Annotated in this window: 10 protein-coding genes; 8 read left to right on the forward strand and 2 right to left on the reverse strand. The window is 56.9% G+C overall.

The window, feature by feature from the left end:
* The first annotated feature begins 1 nt into the window (after window position 1).
* The 5 genes from glgB to glgP are packed head-to-tail and all read left to right on the forward strand — an operon-like array spanning window position 2 to window position 9,383.
* On the forward strand, window positions 2-2,188 hold the full coding sequence (gene glgB, locus GYRE_RS06180) for a 1,4-alpha-glucan branching enzyme (protein WP_038253868.1): 2,187 nt from the start codon (window positions 2-4) through the stop codon (window positions 2,186-2,188).
* Window positions 2,185-4,161 carry a glycogen debranching protein GlgX gene (glgX, locus tag GYRE_RS06185; protein WP_038253870.1) on the forward strand — a complete coding sequence of 659 codons (1,977 nt, stop codon included), beginning with the start codon at window positions 2,185-2,187 and terminating at the stop codon, window positions 4,159-4,161. Before glgB ends, glgX begins: the two co-directional genes overlap by 4 nt.
* A gap of 28 nt (window positions 4,162-4,189) precedes the next feature.
* Window positions 4,190-5,485 (forward strand): glucose-1-phosphate adenylyltransferase, encoded by a 1,296-nt coding sequence (gene glgC / locus GYRE_RS06190; RefSeq protein WP_006817585.1) that lies wholly within the window; start codon window positions 4,190-4,192, stop codon window positions 5,483-5,485.
* Complete coding sequence (gene glgA, locus GYRE_RS06195; RefSeq protein WP_006817584.1) at window positions 5,485-6,918, forward strand: glycogen synthase GlgA; 1,434 nt, start codon at window positions 5,485-5,487, stop codon at window positions 6,916-6,918. Before glgC ends, glgA begins: the two co-directional genes overlap by 1 nt.
* Window positions 6,919-6,935: 17 nt before the next feature.
* Window positions 6,936-9,383: a glycogen phosphorylase gene (gene glgP, locus GYRE_RS06200; protein WP_006817583.1), complete on the forward strand. Its 2,448-nt coding sequence runs from the start codon at window positions 6,936-6,938 to the stop codon at window positions 9,381-9,383.
* Window positions 9,384-9,430: 47 nt separating this feature from the next.
* On the opposite strand, the gene glpD is transcribed toward glgP, so the two are convergent.
* The gene (glpD, locus tag GYRE_RS06205) at window positions 9,431-10,939 is read right to left on the reverse strand and encodes a glycerol-3-phosphate dehydrogenase (RefSeq protein WP_006817582.1); all 1,509 of its coding nucleotides are present in this window, start codon (window positions 10,937-10,939) and stop codon (window positions 9,431-9,433) included.
* A gap of 191 nt (window positions 10,940-11,130) precedes the next feature.
* Between glpD and glpE the strand changes: the two genes are divergently transcribed.
* The 3 genes from glpE (at window position 11,131) to GYRE_RS06220 (ending at window position 13,233) form a co-directional block, all read left to right on the forward strand.
* On the forward strand, window positions 11,131-11,457 hold the full coding sequence (glpE, locus tag GYRE_RS06210) for a thiosulfate sulfurtransferase GlpE (protein WP_006817581.1): 327 nt from the start codon (window positions 11,131-11,133) through the stop codon (window positions 11,455-11,457).
* Window positions 11,458-11,626: 169 nt separating this feature from the next.
* Complete coding sequence (glpG, locus tag GYRE_RS06215; protein ID WP_006817580.1) at window positions 11,627-12,457, forward strand: rhomboid family intramembrane serine protease GlpG; 831 nt, start codon at window positions 11,627-11,629, stop codon at window positions 12,455-12,457.
* A gap of 17 nt (window positions 12,458-12,474) precedes the next feature.
* Window positions 12,475-13,233, forward strand: coding sequence for a DeoR/GlpR family transcriptional regulator (locus GYRE_RS06220; RefSeq protein WP_006817579.1), 759 nt, complete (start codon window positions 12,475-12,477; stop codon window positions 13,231-13,233).
* A gap of 9 nt (window positions 13,234-13,242) precedes the next feature.
* Here GYRE_RS06220 and malT read toward each other — a convergent pair whose 3' ends face one another.
* Window positions 13,243-15,948 (reverse strand): HTH-type transcriptional regulator MalT, encoded by a 2,706-nt coding sequence (malT, locus tag GYRE_RS06225; RefSeq protein WP_038253941.1) that lies wholly within the window; start codon window positions 15,946-15,948, stop codon window positions 13,243-13,245.
* Window positions 15,949-15,962: the final 14 nt, after the last annotated feature.

The following is a 15,962-nucleotide window of genomic DNA, read 5'->3' on the forward strand; positions in this document are numbered from 1 at the left end:
CATGTCTTTCCTTATCGATAGAGACGTGATTAACGCGCTAATTGCCGGTCATTTTGCGGATCCTTTTTCCGTGCTCGGCATGCACTGCACCGACGCCGGGCTTGAGGTCCGCGCACTGCTACCCGACGCCACCGAAGTCTGGGTTATCGAAAGCAAAACCGGACGTAAAGTTGGCACACTGGAATGCCTCGACGCCCGCGGTTTTTTTAGCGGTATCATGCCGCGACGTAAAAATCCCTTCCGCTATCAACTCGCCGTGAACTGGCATGGCCAGCAAAATCTTATCGACGATCCGTATCGCTTCGGCCCGCTGCTGCAGGACGTGGACGCCTGGCTTTTGTCGGAAGGTACCCACCTGCGCCCTTACGAAACGCTGGGCGCGCACGCGGACACCATGGATGGCGTTACGGGAACGCGTTTCTCGGTATGGGCTCCGAACGCCCATCGTGTTTCAGTGGTTGGGCAGTTTAACTACTGGGACGGCCGCCGCCACCCGATGCGGTTGCGCAAAGAATCCGGTATCTGGGAGCTGTTTGTCCCCGATGCACACAACGGCCAGCTGTATAAATTTGAGATGATCGACGCGCACGGCAAGCTGCGCATCAAAGCGGACCCGTATGCCTTCGAGGCACAGATGCGCCCGGAAACGGCATCGCTTATCTGCGGCCTGCCGGAAAAAATCGAGCAAAGCGAGGAGCGCAAGCAGGCCAACCGCTTTGATGCTCCTATTTCCATCTACGAGGTGCACCTGGGCTCCTGGCGCCGTCATACCGATAACAACTTCTGGCTGAGCTACCGTGAGCTTGCCGATCAGCTCATCCCTTACGTGAAGTGGATGGGCTTTACCCACCTTGAACTGCTGCCGGTTAACGAGCACCCGTTCGACGGCAGCTGGGGCTATCAGCCTACCGGGCTGTATGCGCCAACGCGCCGCTTCGGCACCCGCGACGATTTCCGCTATTTCATCAACGCCGCCCACGCCGCCGGGCTTAACGTGATCCTCGACTGGGTTCCGGGCCATTTCCCTTCCGATGATTTTGGCCTCGCGAAATTCGACGGTACCGAGCTGTACGAGCATAGCGATCCGCGCGAAGGCTATCATCAGGACTGGAACACGCTTATCTATAACTACGGTCGGCGAGAGGTGCAGAACTATCTGGTGGGTAACGCCCTGTACTGGATAGAGCGTTTTGGCATTGATGCGCTGCGGGTGGATGCGGTAGCGTCGATGATTTATCGCGACTACAGCCGTAAATCTGGCGAATGGATCCCCAATGAGCACGGTGGACGTGAGAACCTCGAAGCTATTGAGTTTCTGCGCAGCACCAACCGTATTCTCGGCGAGCAGGTGCCGGGTGCGGTGAGTATGGCGGAAGAGTCGACCGATTTCTCGGGCGTCTCCCGGCCATCCGATATGGGCGGTCTGGGTTTCTGGTACAAGTGGAACCTCGGCTGGATGCATGACACGCTCGACTACATGAAGCTCGACCCGGTTCACCGTCAGTACCATCACGACAAGCTCACCTTCGGCATGCTCTACAACTACACCGAAAACTTTGTTCTGCCGCTCTCTCACGATGAAGTGGTACACGGCAAAAAATCGATTCTTGACCGCATGCCGGGCGATGCCTGGCAGAAGTTCGCCAACCTGCGGGCCTACTATGGCTGGCAGTTTGCGTTCCCGGGTAAGAAGCTGCTGTTTATGGGCAACGAGTTTGCCCAGGGTCGCGAGTGGAATCATGACGCCAGCCTCGACTGGCACCTGCTGGAGGGCGGGGACAACTGGCACCATGGCGTACAGCGTCTGGTCCGCGATCTTAACCACCGTTATCGCCACCATAAAGCGCTGCACGAGCTGGATTTTGAGCCTTACGGTTTTGAATGGCTGGTGGTGGACGATGCCGAACGCTCGGTGCTGGTATTTGTGCGTCGTGATAAGCAGGGTAACGAAGTTATTGTCGCCAGCAACTTTACCCCGGTACCGCGCTACGGCTATCGCTTTGGCATCAACCAGCCGGGGCGCTGGCGCGAGGAGCTGAACACCGACTCGATGCACTACCACGGCAGCAACGCCGGTAACGGTGGCGTGGTAGCGAGTGAACCGGTGGAAAGCCATGGCCGCGCCCACTCTCTGTGCCTGACCTTACCGCCGCTGTCCACTATCTGGTTGGTTCGGGAGGGCGAATGATCCTTCTTACACCAGGAAAACCTACACCGCTCGGCGCGAGCTATGACGGACACGGCGTGAACTTCACGCTGTTTTCAGCCCACGCGCAGCGGGTGGAACTCTGTGTGTTTGATGATAACGGCAACGAAATGCGCCAGCTGCTGCCGTCGCGCAGCGGCGATGTCTGGCATGGCTATCTGGCAGAGGCGCGCCCGGGTTTACGCTACGGCTATCGCGTTTACGGCGCGTGGGATCCGGCGCAGGGGCATCGTTTCAACCCGGCAAAACTGTTGCTCGATCCGTGCGCGCATCGCGTTGAAGGCGTGCTTGTGGATTCCCCGTTACTGCACGGTGGTATTCATGAGCCGGATCTCCAGGACAGCGCCAGCGTTGCGCCGCGTTCGGTGGTGGTCGATCTGCATTATGACTGGCATGACGACACACCGCTGCGTACGCCGTGGGGACAAACGGTCATCTACGAAGCCCACGTGAAGGGGCTGACGTACCTGCATCCTGAGCTGCCGGCGGAGATCCGCGGTACCTGGAAAGCGCTTGGACATCCGGTGATAGTGAAATACCTGCGTGAGCTCGGTATCACCGCGCTTGAGCTGATGCCGGTGGCGCATTTTACCAGCGAAGCGCGCCTGCAGCGGCTGGGGTTAAGCAACTACTGGGGCTATAACCCGCTGGCTATCTCCGCCCTCGATCCCCGCTATGCCACTTCCCCTGACACCGCTCTGGTGGAGTTTCGCGATGCGGTTAAAGCGCTGCATCGGGCCGGTATCGAGGTCATTCTCGACGTGGTGCTTAACCACAGTGCGGAAATCGATCTTGAGGGGCCGACCTTCTCCCTGCGCGGAATTGATAACCGTAGCTATTATTGGATAAGGGAAGACGGCGATTACCAGAACTGGACCGGCTGCGGCAACACGATCAATCTCAGCGCGTCCGGGGGCGTGGAATATGCCCTGGCCTGCCTGCGCTTCTGGGTGCAGGAGTGCCACGTTGATGGTTTTCGTTTCGACCTGGCCTCGGTGATGGGGCGCACGCCGGAGTTTCGCCAGGATGCGCCGCTGTTTACGGCTATCCGCAACGATCCGCTGCTGTCGGAGGTGAAGCTCATTGCTGAACCCTGGGATATTGGGCCTGGCGGCTATCAGGTGGGGAATTTCCCGCCGCCTTTTGCCGAGTGGAATGACCATTTCCGCGACGCGATGCGTCGTTTCTGGCTGCAGCAGGATCTTTCGCTCGGGGAGTTTGCCTCGCGCTTTGCCGCCTCAAGCGACGTGTTTCAGCGCAACGATCGAGCGCCGTCGGCGTCGGTTAACCTGGTGACAGCGCACGACGGATTTACCCTGCGCGACTGCGTTTGTTTCAATCAGAAACACAATGAGGCCAACGGCGAAGAGAATCGCGATGGCACTAACAATAACCATAGTTTCAATCATGGTATAGAAGGGATAGACGGCACACTGGAAGTGACGGAACGGCGACGAGACAGCGTTCATGCTCTGCTGACCACGCTGCTGCTGTCGCAGGGGACGCCGATGCTGTTGGCCGGTGACGAACACGGACACAGCCAGCACGGTAATAACAACGCCTATTGCCAGGATAACGCCCTGACCTGGCTCGACTGGCAGCAGGCGAACCACGGTTTGACCACGTTTACGGCGGCGCTTATCCACCTGCGTCAACGGATCCCGGTACTCACCCTGGATCGCTGGTGGCAGGAGGGTGATGGCAATGTGCGCTGGCTGAATCAGTACGCACAACCGCTTTCTACTGATGAGTGGCAATCCGGTATTAAACGTATGCAAATTCTGCTTTCTGACCGCTGGCTTATCGCCATCAACAGTACGCAGGAAGTTGCCGACATCGTTTTACCCGCGGGGGAGTGGCACGCCGTTCCTCCATTTGCCGGTAAGGATAATCCAGTCATCCTGACTGTCTGGCATGGGCCCGCGCACGGAGTGTGCGTATTTGAAAGGTCATAAGATCTGACGAGCATAAAAGGAGTTAATCATGGTTAGGCTAGAAAAAAACGATCCGTTGATGCTGGTGCGTCAGCTGCCCATTAAAACCGTTGCACTTATCCTTGCTGGCGGGCGCGGTACCCGACTGAAAGATTTGACCATTACCCGCGCGAAACCTGCCGTCCACTTTGGCGGTAAGTTCCGTATTATCGATTTTGCACTTTCTAACTGTATTAACTCCGGCATTCGTCGTATCGGGGTCATCACGCAGTACCAATCCCACACGCTGGTGCAGCATATCCAGCGCGGCTGGTCGTTCTTTAGCGAAGAGATGAACGAGTTTGTTGATCTGCTGCCTGCGCAGCAGCGCGTTCATGGGGAGAACTGGTATCGCGGCACCGCCGATGCTGTCACTCAGAACCTCGACATCATTCGCCGCTACAAAGCGGAATACATCGTGATTCTCGCAGGCGATCATATCTACAAGCAGGACTACTCGCGCATGCTTATCGACCATGTCGAAAAAGGGGCACGATGCACCGTTGCCTGCATGCCGGTGCCCGTTGAAGAGGCAAACGCCTTCGGCGTAATGGCTGTAGACGAGCACGATAAAATTATCGATTTCGTAGAAAAACCGGCGAATCCGCCGACCATGCCGGGAGACGCCAGCAAGTCACTTGCCAGCATGGGTATCTATGTCTTTGATGCAGATTACCTTTATGAGCTGCTGGAAAAGGACGACCAGAACGAAAACTCCAGCCACGATTTCGGTAAAGACATCATTCCGAAAATCACCGAGGCTGGCATGGCTTATGCACATCCTTTCCCGCTGTCCTGCGTACAGTCTGACCCCGACGCCGAGCCCTACTGGCGTGATGTGGGAACGCTGGAAGCGTACTGGAAAGCGAACCTCGATCTCGCGTCGGTCACGCCTGAGCTTGATATGTATGACCAGGACTGGCCTATCCGCACGCATATGGAATCGCTACCGCCAGCGAAGTTTGTGCAGGACCGCTCCGGTAGCCACGGGATGACGCTGAACTCGCTGGTATCCGGTGGTTGCATCATTTCGGGTTCGGTCGTGGTGCAGTCGGTGCTGTTCCCGCGTGTGCGGGTGAATTCATTCTGTAACATTGATTCGGCAGTCTTGTTACCAGACGTCTGGGTGGGGCGTTCATGCCGCCTGCGTCGCTGTGTGATTGACCGCGCCTGTGTCATTCCGGAAGGCATGGTCATTGGAGAGAACGCGGAAGAAGATGCCCGTCGCTTCTACCGCTCTGAGGAAGGCATCGTGCTGGTGACGCGCGATATGCTGCGCAAACTGCAGCACAAACAGGAGCGATAATGCAGGTTCTACACGTTTGTTCAGAGTTGTTCCCGCTGCTGAAAACCGGCGGGCTGGCAGATGTTCTGGGCGCATTACCGGCGGCGCAAATTGCCGATGGAGTGGATACCCGCGTACTGTTGCCTGCATTTCCGGATATCCGACGTGGGATCCCGGATGCTCAGGTCGTGACGCGTCGCGATACCTTCGCCGGACGTATCACGCTGCTGTTTGGGCACTACAACGGCGTGGGGATCTACCTGATTGATGCCCCCCATCTGTACGAACGCCCGGGGAGCCCGTATCACGACACCAACCTCAATGCGTACACCGACAACGTGCTGCGCTTTGCGCTACTGGGTTGGGTAGGGTGCGAAATGGCCTGCGGGCTGGACCCGTTCTGGCGTCCTGATATCGTCCATGCCCACGACTGGCATGCCGGGCTTGCGCCCGCGTATCTCGCGGCGCGTGGCCACCCGGCGAAATCGGTGTTCACAGTGCATAACCTGGCCTATCAGGGACAGTTTTATGCCCATCACATGAATGACATCCAGCTGCCATGGGCGTTTTATAACATGCACGGGCTGGAGTTTAATGGCCAGATCTCCTTCCTCAAAGCCGGGTTGTACTACGCCGATCACATTACGGCGGTGAGCCCGACCTACGCGCGGGAGATAACTGAACCTGAATTTGCCTACGGGATGGAAGGGCTGCTGCGTCAGCGTCATCAGGAAGGGCGCCTTTCGGGCATTCTCAACGGGGTGGATGACACCATCTGGAACCCGGAAACCGACCTGCTGCTGAACTCGTGTTACACCCGGGATAGGCTGGAAGAGAAGGCCGAGAACAAACGGCAGTTGCAAATCGCCATGGGGCTTAAGGTTGACGATAAGGTGCCGCTGTTTGCGGTGGTTAGCCGTCTCACCAGTCAGAAAGGGCTGGATCTGGTGCTTGAAGCGCTGCCGGGGCTGCTGGAGCAGGGCGGGCAACTGGCGCTTCTGGGCGCGGGCGATCCGGTACTGCAGGAAGGATTTCTTGCGGCGGCGGCAGAGCATCCGGGCCAGGTGGGGGTACAGATTGGCTATCACGAAGCCTTCTCGCACCGCATCATGGGCGGCGCAGATATTATCCTGGTGCCGAGCCGCTTCGAACCCTGCGGTCTGACGCAACTGTATGGCCTTAAATACGGCACGCTGCCGCTGGTGCGCCGCACCGGTGGGCTGGCGGATACCGTCTCTGATTGTTCGCTGGAAAACCTCGCCGATGGCGTCGCCAGCGGTTTTGTCTTTGAAGACAGCAACGCATGGTCGTTATTAAGAGCGGTGCGTCGTGCTTTCGTGCTCTGGTCGCGCCCGTCGCTGTGGCGTTATGTCCAGCGTCAGGCAATGAGCATGGACTTTAGTTGGCAGGTTGCGGCGCATGCTTACCGTGAACTGTATCAGCGCCTGATGTAATCACAGGAATCAAAGCTATGAATGAATCATTTAGCTATGCATCACCGACACTCAGCGTTGAGGCCCTGAAGCACTCAATTGCCTACAAGCTGATGTTTACCATCGGTAAAGATCCGGTGATTGCTAACAAGCATGAGTGGCTCAACGCCACCTTATTCGCCGTGCGCGACCGTCTGGTAGAGCGCTGGCTGCGCTCCAATCGTGCCCAGCTGTCGCAGGAAACGCGCCAGGTGTACTACCTGTCGATGGAGTTTCTGATTGGCCGCACCCTGTCCAATGCGCTGTTATCGCTTGGCATTTATGACGATGTAAAAAACGCCCTGGAAGGCATGGGGCTGGATCTCGAAGAGCTGATTGACGAAGAGAACGACCCAGGCCTTGGCAACGGCGGCCTTGGGCGACTCGCGGCCTGCTTCCTTGATTCGCTGGCGACCCTTGCTCTACCGGGGCGAGGTTACGGCATTCGTTATGATTACGGCATGTTCAAACAGAACATCGTCGACGGGCGGCAAAAAGAGTCCCCGGATTACTGGCTGGAATACGGTAACCCCTGGGAGTTCAAGCGTCACAATACCCGCTACAAGGTACGCTTCGGCGGTCGTATTCAGCAGGAAGGTAAGAAAACGCGCTGGATTGAAACCGAAGAAATCCTGGCCGTGGCCTATGACCAGATTATTCCCGGCTACGATACCGATGCCACGAACACGCTGCGCCTGTGGAATGCCCAGGCGAGTAGCGAAATCAACCTGGGTAAATTCAATCAGGGGGATTACTTCGCGGCGGTGGAAGATAAAAACCACTCCGAGAACGTATCGCGCGTGCTCTATCCGGATGACTCGACCTATTCCGGGCGTGAGCTGCGTCTGCGTCAGGAGTACTTCCTGGTGTCTGCGACCATTCAGGATATCCTGAGCCGTCACTACCAGTTGCACAAAACCTATGCCAACCTGGCGGACAAAATTGCCATTCACCTCAACGACACGCACCCGGTGCTGTCGATTCCTGAGCTGATGCGCCTGCTGATCGACGAGCATAAGTTCAGCTGGGATGAGGCCTTTGAGGTGACCTGCCAGGTCTTCTCGTACACCAACCACACGCTGATGAGCGAAGCGCTGGAAACCTGGCCGCTGGATATGCTCGGCAAGATCCTGCCACGCCATCTGCAGATTATTTTCGAGATTAACGACTACTTCCTGAAAACCCTGCAGGAGCAGTATCCCAATGATACCGGTCTGCTGAACCGCGCTTCTCTGATTGACGAATCTAACGGTCGCCGGGTGCGGATGGCCTGGCTTGCGGTGGTGGTGAGCCACAAGGTCAACGGGGTGTCGGAGCTGCACTCTAACCTGATGGTGCAGTCGCTGTTTGCCGACTTTGCCCGCATCTTCCCGATGCGCTTTACCAACGTGACCAACGGCGTGACGCCGCGTCGCTGGCTGGCGCTGGCGAATCCGCCGCTCTCCGAAGTGCTGGATGAAAACATCGGTCGCACCTGGCGCACCGATTTAAGCCAGCTCAGTGAACTTGAGCAACACGTCGATTTCCCGACGGTGAATAAAGCGGTTCGTGATGCCAAGCTGTTGAACAAAAAGCGTTTGTCGGTCTATCTTGCGATGCATCTCAATGTGGTCGCCAACCCGAAAGCGCTGTTCGATGTGCAAATTAAACGTATTCATGAATACAAGCGCCAGCTGATGAACGTGCTGCACGTGATCACGCGCTATAACCGTATCAAAGCCGATCCTGGTGCCGACTGGGTGCCACGCGTGAATATCTTTGCCGGTAAAGCGGCCTCGGCCTATTACATGGCGAAGCACATCATTCATCTTATCAATGACGTAGCGAAGGTGGTGAATAACGACCCGCAGGTTGGCGATAAGCTGAAGATCGTGTTTATTCCGAACTACAGCGTGAGTCTCGCGCAGCTCATCATTCCGGCCGCCGATCTCTCTGAGCAGATTTCGCTCGCCGGGACAGAGGCCTCCGGGACCAGCAACATGAAGTTTGGCCTGAACGGTGCGCTGACTATCGGTACCCTCGATGGGGCTAACGTCGAGATGCTGGAGCACGTCGGTGCGGACAATATCTTTATCTTTGGCAACACGGCGGAAGAAGTTGAGGAACTGCGCAAGCAGGGCTACCAGCCGCGTGAGTACTACGAGCAGGATGAAGAGCTGCGTCAGGTGCTGACACAGATTGCTACCGGTCTGTTTAACCCCGAGGAGCCGAACCGCTATCGTGACCTGGTGGATTCGCTGATTAACTTTGGCGACCACTATCAGGTGCTGGCGGATTATCGTAGCTACGTGGATTGTCAGGATCGCGTGGATGAGCTGTATCGCCAGCCGGAGGAGTGGACGACGACGACGATGCGTAATATCGCCGGGATGGGTTATTTCTCGTCAGACAGAACCATTCAGGAGTATGCGAAGCACATCTGGCATATCGATCCGGTGCGGTTGTAAAAAAATGCCCGGTGGCGATCCTGCTCGCTCACCGGGCGTTCGTTATATCATGATGCCAGCGACAATTTACCCTTTCCCACCTGCTGGGTCAGCCACTGGGCGACGCGGGACTGCTGTTCTGCGTTCAGCCACATGCCGAGTTTAGTACGACGCCACAGCGCATCGTCCATACGGCGAACCCATTCGTGTTCAACCAGATAACGCAGCTCGGCCTCATACAGTTCGTGGCCGAAATCCTCGCCTAAATCTTCAATGGAGCTGGCGTTACCCAGTACCCATTCGCTGTTGCTGCCGTAGGTGCGGGCATAGTGACGTGCCAGCGATTCGCTGATGAACGGGTAACGACGACGCAGCTTCGCCGCGTAATCATCGCGATCGCCGTCGATCTCCCCACCCGGCAGCACTGCCGTTTTAGTCCACGCCGGGCCGATACCTTTATAGTAAGGTGTCAGTTTTTCCAGCGCGTGCTCCGCGAGTTTACGGTAGGTGGTGAGCTTGCCGCCGAATACCGACAGCAGCGGCGCCTGGCCGTTGTCATCGTGAATATCCAGGGTGTAATCACGGGTGATGGCCTGCGGTGAATCCGATTCGTCATCGCACAGCGGACGCACGCCGGAGTATGTCCAGACGATATCGTTGCGGGCGAGCTGTTTCTTAAAGTGAGCGTTGTACACCTTCAACAGGTAGTTGATCTCGCTTTCATCGATCTCAACGTTTTTCGGGTCACCCTTGTACTCAACATCGGTAGTCCCGATGATGGAGAACTCATCCATCCACGGGATCACGAACACAATGCGTTTATCTTCGTTCTGCAGGATGTAGGCCTGTTTTTGCGTATGTACGCGCGGCACCACAATGTGGCTGCCTTTGATCAGGCGGATGCCATACGGTGACGGCAGATGCATGCCATCATCAAAGAACTGTTTCACCCACGGGCCGGTGGCGTTAACCAGGCCGCGTGCCTGCCAGGTGTATTTCTTGCCGGTATCGATATCTTCGGCTTCGACTACCCACATACCGTTTTCGCGTTTTGCAGACGTTGCGCGGGTGCGGGTCATGACTTCACCGCCCTTACGCGTCACCATCTGCGCATTGGCGAGTACCAGGCGGGCATCGTCAACCCAGCAGTCGGAATATTCGAATCCGCGCACGATTTCCGGCTTCAGTACGGACTCTGCGCCAAAACGCAAACCGTTAGAGCTCGGCAGGCTGGTGCGTTTGCCGAGGTGATCGTACAGGAAAAGACCAGTGCGAATCATCCACGCCGGGCGCAGGTGCGGGCGGTGTGGCAGACGAAAACGCATCGGGAACGCGATGTGCGGGGCCATTTTCAGCAGCACTTCACGCTCGGCCAGCGCCTCGCTCACCAGGCGGAATTCGTAGTGTTCAAGGTAACGCAGACCACCGTGGATCAGTTTAGAGCTGGCGCTCGACGTTGCGCAGGCTAAATCCTGGGCTTCCAGCATCAGCACGGACAAACCACGCCCTGCGGCATCCGCCGCGATGCCGGCACCGTTGATGCCTCCACCTATCACAATCAGATCTTTGGTTTCCATGCTGCTACCTCGTGGACTTTCGTTATAGCTCAAAAATGTTCGATATCGCTCATCATAGCAAACGATCGCGCTTTTGGTAACATCAAAAAAACAATTTGGAGTGATGTGTATAACAAATTAGTATTTCTCTGCCGTTTTGCTGTAATGCAGACGGTAGAATCTGTCTATCCGTAATAAATGAAGAGAACCCCATGGATCAGTTTGAATGTATTAACGTAGAAGAAGCCCATCAGAAGCTGCAGCAGGGCACGGCGGTGATGGTCGATATTCGCGACCCGCAGAGCTATGCCATGGGCCACACCCCGCAGGCGTTTCACCTGACGAACGACACGCTGGGCACGTTTATGCGTGATAACGATTTTGAGACCCCGGTGATGGTGATGTGCTATCACGGCAACAGCAGCAAAGGTGCTGCTCAGTATCTGCTGCAGCAGGGCTATGACGCGGTATACAGCGTCGACGGTGGATTCGATGCCTGGCACCGCCACTTTCCCTCGGAAGTGGCACACGGTGCCTGAGAAGGTATATACCCGTCATACCTCAAGCTGCAGATGCGCTGGCTTTCCTCACTCACCCCAGTCACTTACTTGAGTAAGCTCCTGGGGATTTGCTGCGTCGCCGCCTTCCTGCAACTCGAATTATTTAGGGTATACTGTCCCCTTTTGTGTGGAATAAGCGACCTTCCGTATGTTGATGATCACCTCTTTTACTAACCCGCGCGTTGCCCAGGCGTTTGTGGACTATATGGCAACGCAGGGTATTATTTTGACTATTCAGCAACATACGCAGAGTGATGTCTGGCTGGCAGATGAAAGTCAGGCGGACAGAGTCCACAAAGAGCTGGCGTTGTTTCTGGAAAACCCGGCCGATCCGCGCTATCTGGCGGCAAGCTGGGAATCCGGGCACACCAACAGCGGTCTGCAATATCGTCGTTTCCCGTTTCTCGCCACCCTGAAGGGCAATGCCGGGCCGTTTACACTGCTCATCGCCGCGCTGTGTATTGTGGTGTTTATCATCATGAATATTGTCGGCGATCAGCCAGTGATGCTGCTGCTGGCGTGGCCTTACGATCCATCGCTTAAGTTTGAACTGTGGCGCTACTTCACCCACGCCTTCATGCATTTCTCGCTAATGCATATCCTCTTCAACCTGCTATGGTGGTGGTACCTTGGCGGAGCTGTGGAAAAGCGCCTGGGCAGCGGCAAGCTGATTGTCATCACGGTAATTAGCGCACTGTTGAGCGGCTTTATTCAGCACAAATTCGGTGGCCCGTGGTTCGGTGGACTTTCCGGCGTGGTATACGCGCTGATGGGCTACGTCTGGCTGCGCGGTGAGCGTGATCCAGAGAGCGGTGTGTACCTGCAGCGCGGGCTTATTCTCTTCTCGCTCGTCTGGCTGGTGGCCGGGTGGTTTGATCTTTTCGGCATGTCGATTGCGAACGGTGCGCACGTCGCCGGGTTGGTGGTGGGCCTCGCGATGGCGTTTGCTGATACGCAGAATGTGCGAAAACGAACATAATTTTTCAGGGATAATCCATGAAGCAGACACAACGTCATGACGCGATCATCGAGCTGGTAAAAAAACAGGGTTACGTCAGCACCGAAGAGTTAGTGGAGCAGTTTGCCGTCAGCCCGCAGACGATCCGTCGCGATTTAAACGATCTCGCCGATCAGAAGATGATTCTGCGCCATCACGGCGGTGCCGCGCTGCCTTCAAGCTCGGTGAACACCTCGTGGCACGATCGTAAAGCCACGCAGACCGCCGAGAAAGAGCGCATCGCCCGCAAAGTGGCGAGCGATATTCCCAACGGTGCGACGTTGTTTATTGATATCGGCACCACGCCGGAAGCCGTGGCGCATGCGCTGCTCGACCACAGCGATCTGCGGATTGTGACCAATAACCTGAACGTGGCGAATACGCTGATGCAGAAAGATGATTTCCGCATCATCCTCGCGGGCGGTGAACTGCGCAGCCGCGACGGCGGGATCATCGGCGAAGCCACTCTCGACTTCATCTCTCAGTTCCGCCTCGACTACGGCATTCTCGGCATCAGCGGTATCGACACCGACGGTTCATTGCTGGAGTTTGATTATCATGAAGTCCGCACCAAGCGCGCGATCATTGAGAACTCGCGTCACGTGATGCTGGTGGTGGATCACTCAAAGTTTGGTCGTAACGCGATGGTGAACATGGGCAGCATCAGTATGGTGAACGCGGTATACACCGACACCATGCCGCCTTCTGGCGTGCTGCAGGTGATTGCGGATAATAAAATTCAGCTGGAGCTGTGCTGAGGAAAGGAATTACACCCCGTACCCCATCATCTTCAACAGCTTTTGCGCGTGCTGCACCGCGTCCTGCCGGTGCGCCACGCCAAGCTTCTGATACAGATTGCGAATGTGCGTTTTAATCGTCGTCGCCGCCACGTCGAGCTCACCGGCAATCTGCTCATTGCTGTAGCCAGAATAGATTAATCCCAGTACCTGCCATTCACGCTGGGTCAGCGGACTCGTGCGGATAAGCTCCGGTACCTGCGGGTGGTTGAGCAGGCGCTCAACAAACCCTTCGTCGAAGTGGGCGAACTTGTGGCGGTGATGCTGGTTGATATCACGCAGAATACGCTGGGCGCGGTGCTGCTCAAGTTCAGGCAATGTGTTGAGCTGGATAAGCTGGCGCAGCTGCTGCGCCATCGCTTCTCCTTCAATCACAAAGTGGCTAATGAACCCGGTGCGGTTAGCGAGCGTCAGCGCTTCCATTAATACGCGCTGGGCGTCAGCTTTGCGTCCGGCCAGCCAGTAGAGCTGGTTTAACAGCAGCAGGTTGCGGTTGAGATCGCTCATCAGTCGCAGCGTGCGCGCGTTTTCGTTTAATTCTTCAAGCACCATCTCTGCCGGGTCATACTCGCCCAGCAGGATCTGCGCCCTGGCAATGTTGCGCCACTGGCTTTGCAGGAAATGGTTGTTGGCAAACGCCGGTTTCGGGGTATGGCGCAGCCAGTGGGTAGCGGACTTTTTATCGTTGGTCATCTGCCAGTAGATAACCCGCACCTTATCGGCGTTAGAGACCCAGTCGCTGTGGTACTGACCGTTGCCGAGCAGGTTCTCCAGACGGTTCAGATGGCTGCGGGCGTTATCGAGATTGCCGCGCGCGAGCGAGGACTGCACCAGCAGTGCCAGACACTGTAGCTGCTGCTGAGGCTGGTAGGCCGCCAGCACGTTCATCCCTCTGCGGGCCACGGATTCAGATTCATCGAGCCGTGCCCATGCCCACAGCAGCTGCGCACGGATGCGTAGCAGGAACTCATGCATTGGCAGCTGTTCGAGGTGCTGATCGCGGATAAGCTGGAACGCTTTCTCCTGGGATTCCCAGGCCGCCTGTAAAAAGCCCTGCGCAAACAGAATTTCACTCTGCTGGATGAGGCTCCATAGCGCATAGTGCCAGACCTCATAGCGGCGGGCCATCTGCTCGGTCTGCTGCATGACCGCCAGCGATTTACTCAACTGGCCCTTGCAGTGCAGGACTTCACCATGCACCGATGTCGCGACGATACGGCTGTAGTAGCTGCCGAGCGGCAGTGCTTCCAGTGCGACCATCGCCAGGCGTTCCGCTTCTTCCTGATCGCCATCGTTGATAGCGACCTGAGCGCGCAGCGCGTTAAAGTCGGCATGCAGAATGTCATCTATTTCGACCGTCATCTCCTGCTCGGCGCGGGCCAGCAGGTTGTTGACTTCGCTATAGCGGTGCTGGCTCTGCATCAGCCAGGCCTGCAGCAGCACCAGGCGTGGGTTCTCCAGCAGACTTTCCCACGGCAGGGCGGCCAGAGATTCTTCAAGCAGCGACAGCTCACTGTGGTTGAACAAACCCCAGGCATGGTTCAGGAGAATATCGCGCAGCATGGTGGCATCACCTGCCGCGAGCGCATGGTGGATGGCTTCGGTCGGGAAACCCTGTGCCATCCAGCTTTCGGCGGCGGCGCGGTGGATATCCGGCAGCTCGGTGGCAAGCTCCCACTGGCAGCGCTGGCGCAGGAAGTTGCCAAACAACGGGTGATAGCAGAACCACTCGCCGGAGTCGTCCATACGCTGGAGGAACAACCCCTGGCGCTCAATCTCCTCGAGGCGCATCTGGCCGTTCTCTTCGCCGGTGACGCGGACGATCAGCGCATCGTTCATCGAGCGCAGCACGGCGCTTTTCAGCAGGAAGTGGCGGGTGGCGGTATCGACGTTATCCAGCACCTCGTCCACCAGATAGTCAGACAGATGGCTGGCGTTAATCCCCGCCAGGCGGCGCGCCGAGTCGTGGGCGGCGCTGTTATTTTGTCGGGCAGAAAGGGCAATCAGCTGTAGTGCGGTTGCCCATCCGGCAACGTCATCACACAGGCGACTGGTCTCTGCCGCTTCAATGGGGGAGGTGAGCCGGCAATCGAAAAACTGTTTGGCTTCATGGTGGGTAAAGGCGAGCTGCTGGCTGCCGATTTCCAGCAGCTGATCCCGAACCCGCAGGTTAGCGATGCCGAGCTGCGGCAGGTTGCGCGACAGCACCACCAGCGTCATGTTCTCTGGCTGATGGCGCAGGAAAAAGCGCATCGCATCGTGGATAACCGGGTTAGCAATCAGATGGTAATCGTCAATGACGAGGAATAACGGTCGGTCCCACTCCGCCAGTTCAATAAACAGCTGGGCAAACAGTGAGGTCAGGCTCGCGTACTGGCGCTTTTGCACCATCATTTCGCTGGCAGGACAGCGTCCACCGGTTGCTTGCTGAACGGCGGCAATTAAATAGCTCGCGAAGCGCTCCTGCTGGTTATCCCCCTCATCTAATGAGAACCAGCCAATGTCACGTTTACCCGCGGCCCACTGCGAAACGAGCGTCGTTTTACCGTAGCCCGCCGGGCTTGTGACCAGCGCAAGACGATAGTTGTTCGCGCCGGAAAGTTTCGCCAACAGCCGCTCCCGCACTACCGTGTGGTCAAGGCGAACCGGACGACTTAGTTTTGACGGAATTAACATAGTTAGCACTTCAC

Source organism: Yokenella regensburgei ATCC 49455, from assembly GCF_000735455.1.
Taxonomy (GTDB): domain Bacteria; phylum Pseudomonadota; class Gammaproteobacteria; order Enterobacterales; family Enterobacteriaceae; genus Yokenella; species Yokenella regensburgei.

Coding starts and splice junctions, on each gene's coding strand:
- glpE (WP_006817581.1), top strand. CDS start 11,131: ATGGATCAGTTTGAATGTATTAACGTAGAAGAAGCCCATCAGAAGCTG.
- glgB (WP_038253868.1), top strand. CDS start 2: ATGTCTTTCCTTATCGATAGAGACGTGATTAACGCGCTAATTGCCGGT.
- glpG (WP_006817580.1), top strand. CDS start 11,627: ATGTTGATGATCACCTCTTTTACTAACCCGCGCGTTGCCCAGGCGTTT.
- glgX (WP_038253870.1), top strand. CDS start 2,185: ATGATCCTTCTTACACCAGGAAAACCTACACCGCTCGGCGCGAGCTAT.
- glgP (WP_006817583.1), top strand. CDS start 6,936: ATGAATGAATCATTTAGCTATGCATCACCGACACTCAGCGTTGAGGCC.
- glgC (WP_006817585.1), top strand. CDS start 4,190: ATGGTTAGGCTAGAAAAAAACGATCCGTTGATGCTGGTGCGTCAGCTG.
- malT (WP_038253941.1), bottom strand. CDS start 15,948: ATGTTAATTCCGTCAAAACTAAGTCGTCCGGTTCGCCTTGACCACACG.
- glpD (WP_006817582.1), bottom strand. CDS start 10,939: ATGGAAACCAAAGATCTGATTGTGATAGGTGGAGGCATCAACGGTGCC.
- GYRE_RS06220 (WP_006817579.1), top strand. CDS start 12,475: ATGAAGCAGACACAACGTCATGACGCGATCATCGAGCTGGTAAAAAAA.
- glgA (WP_006817584.1), top strand. CDS start 5,485: ATGCAGGTTCTACACGTTTGTTCAGAGTTGTTCCCGCTGCTGAAAACC.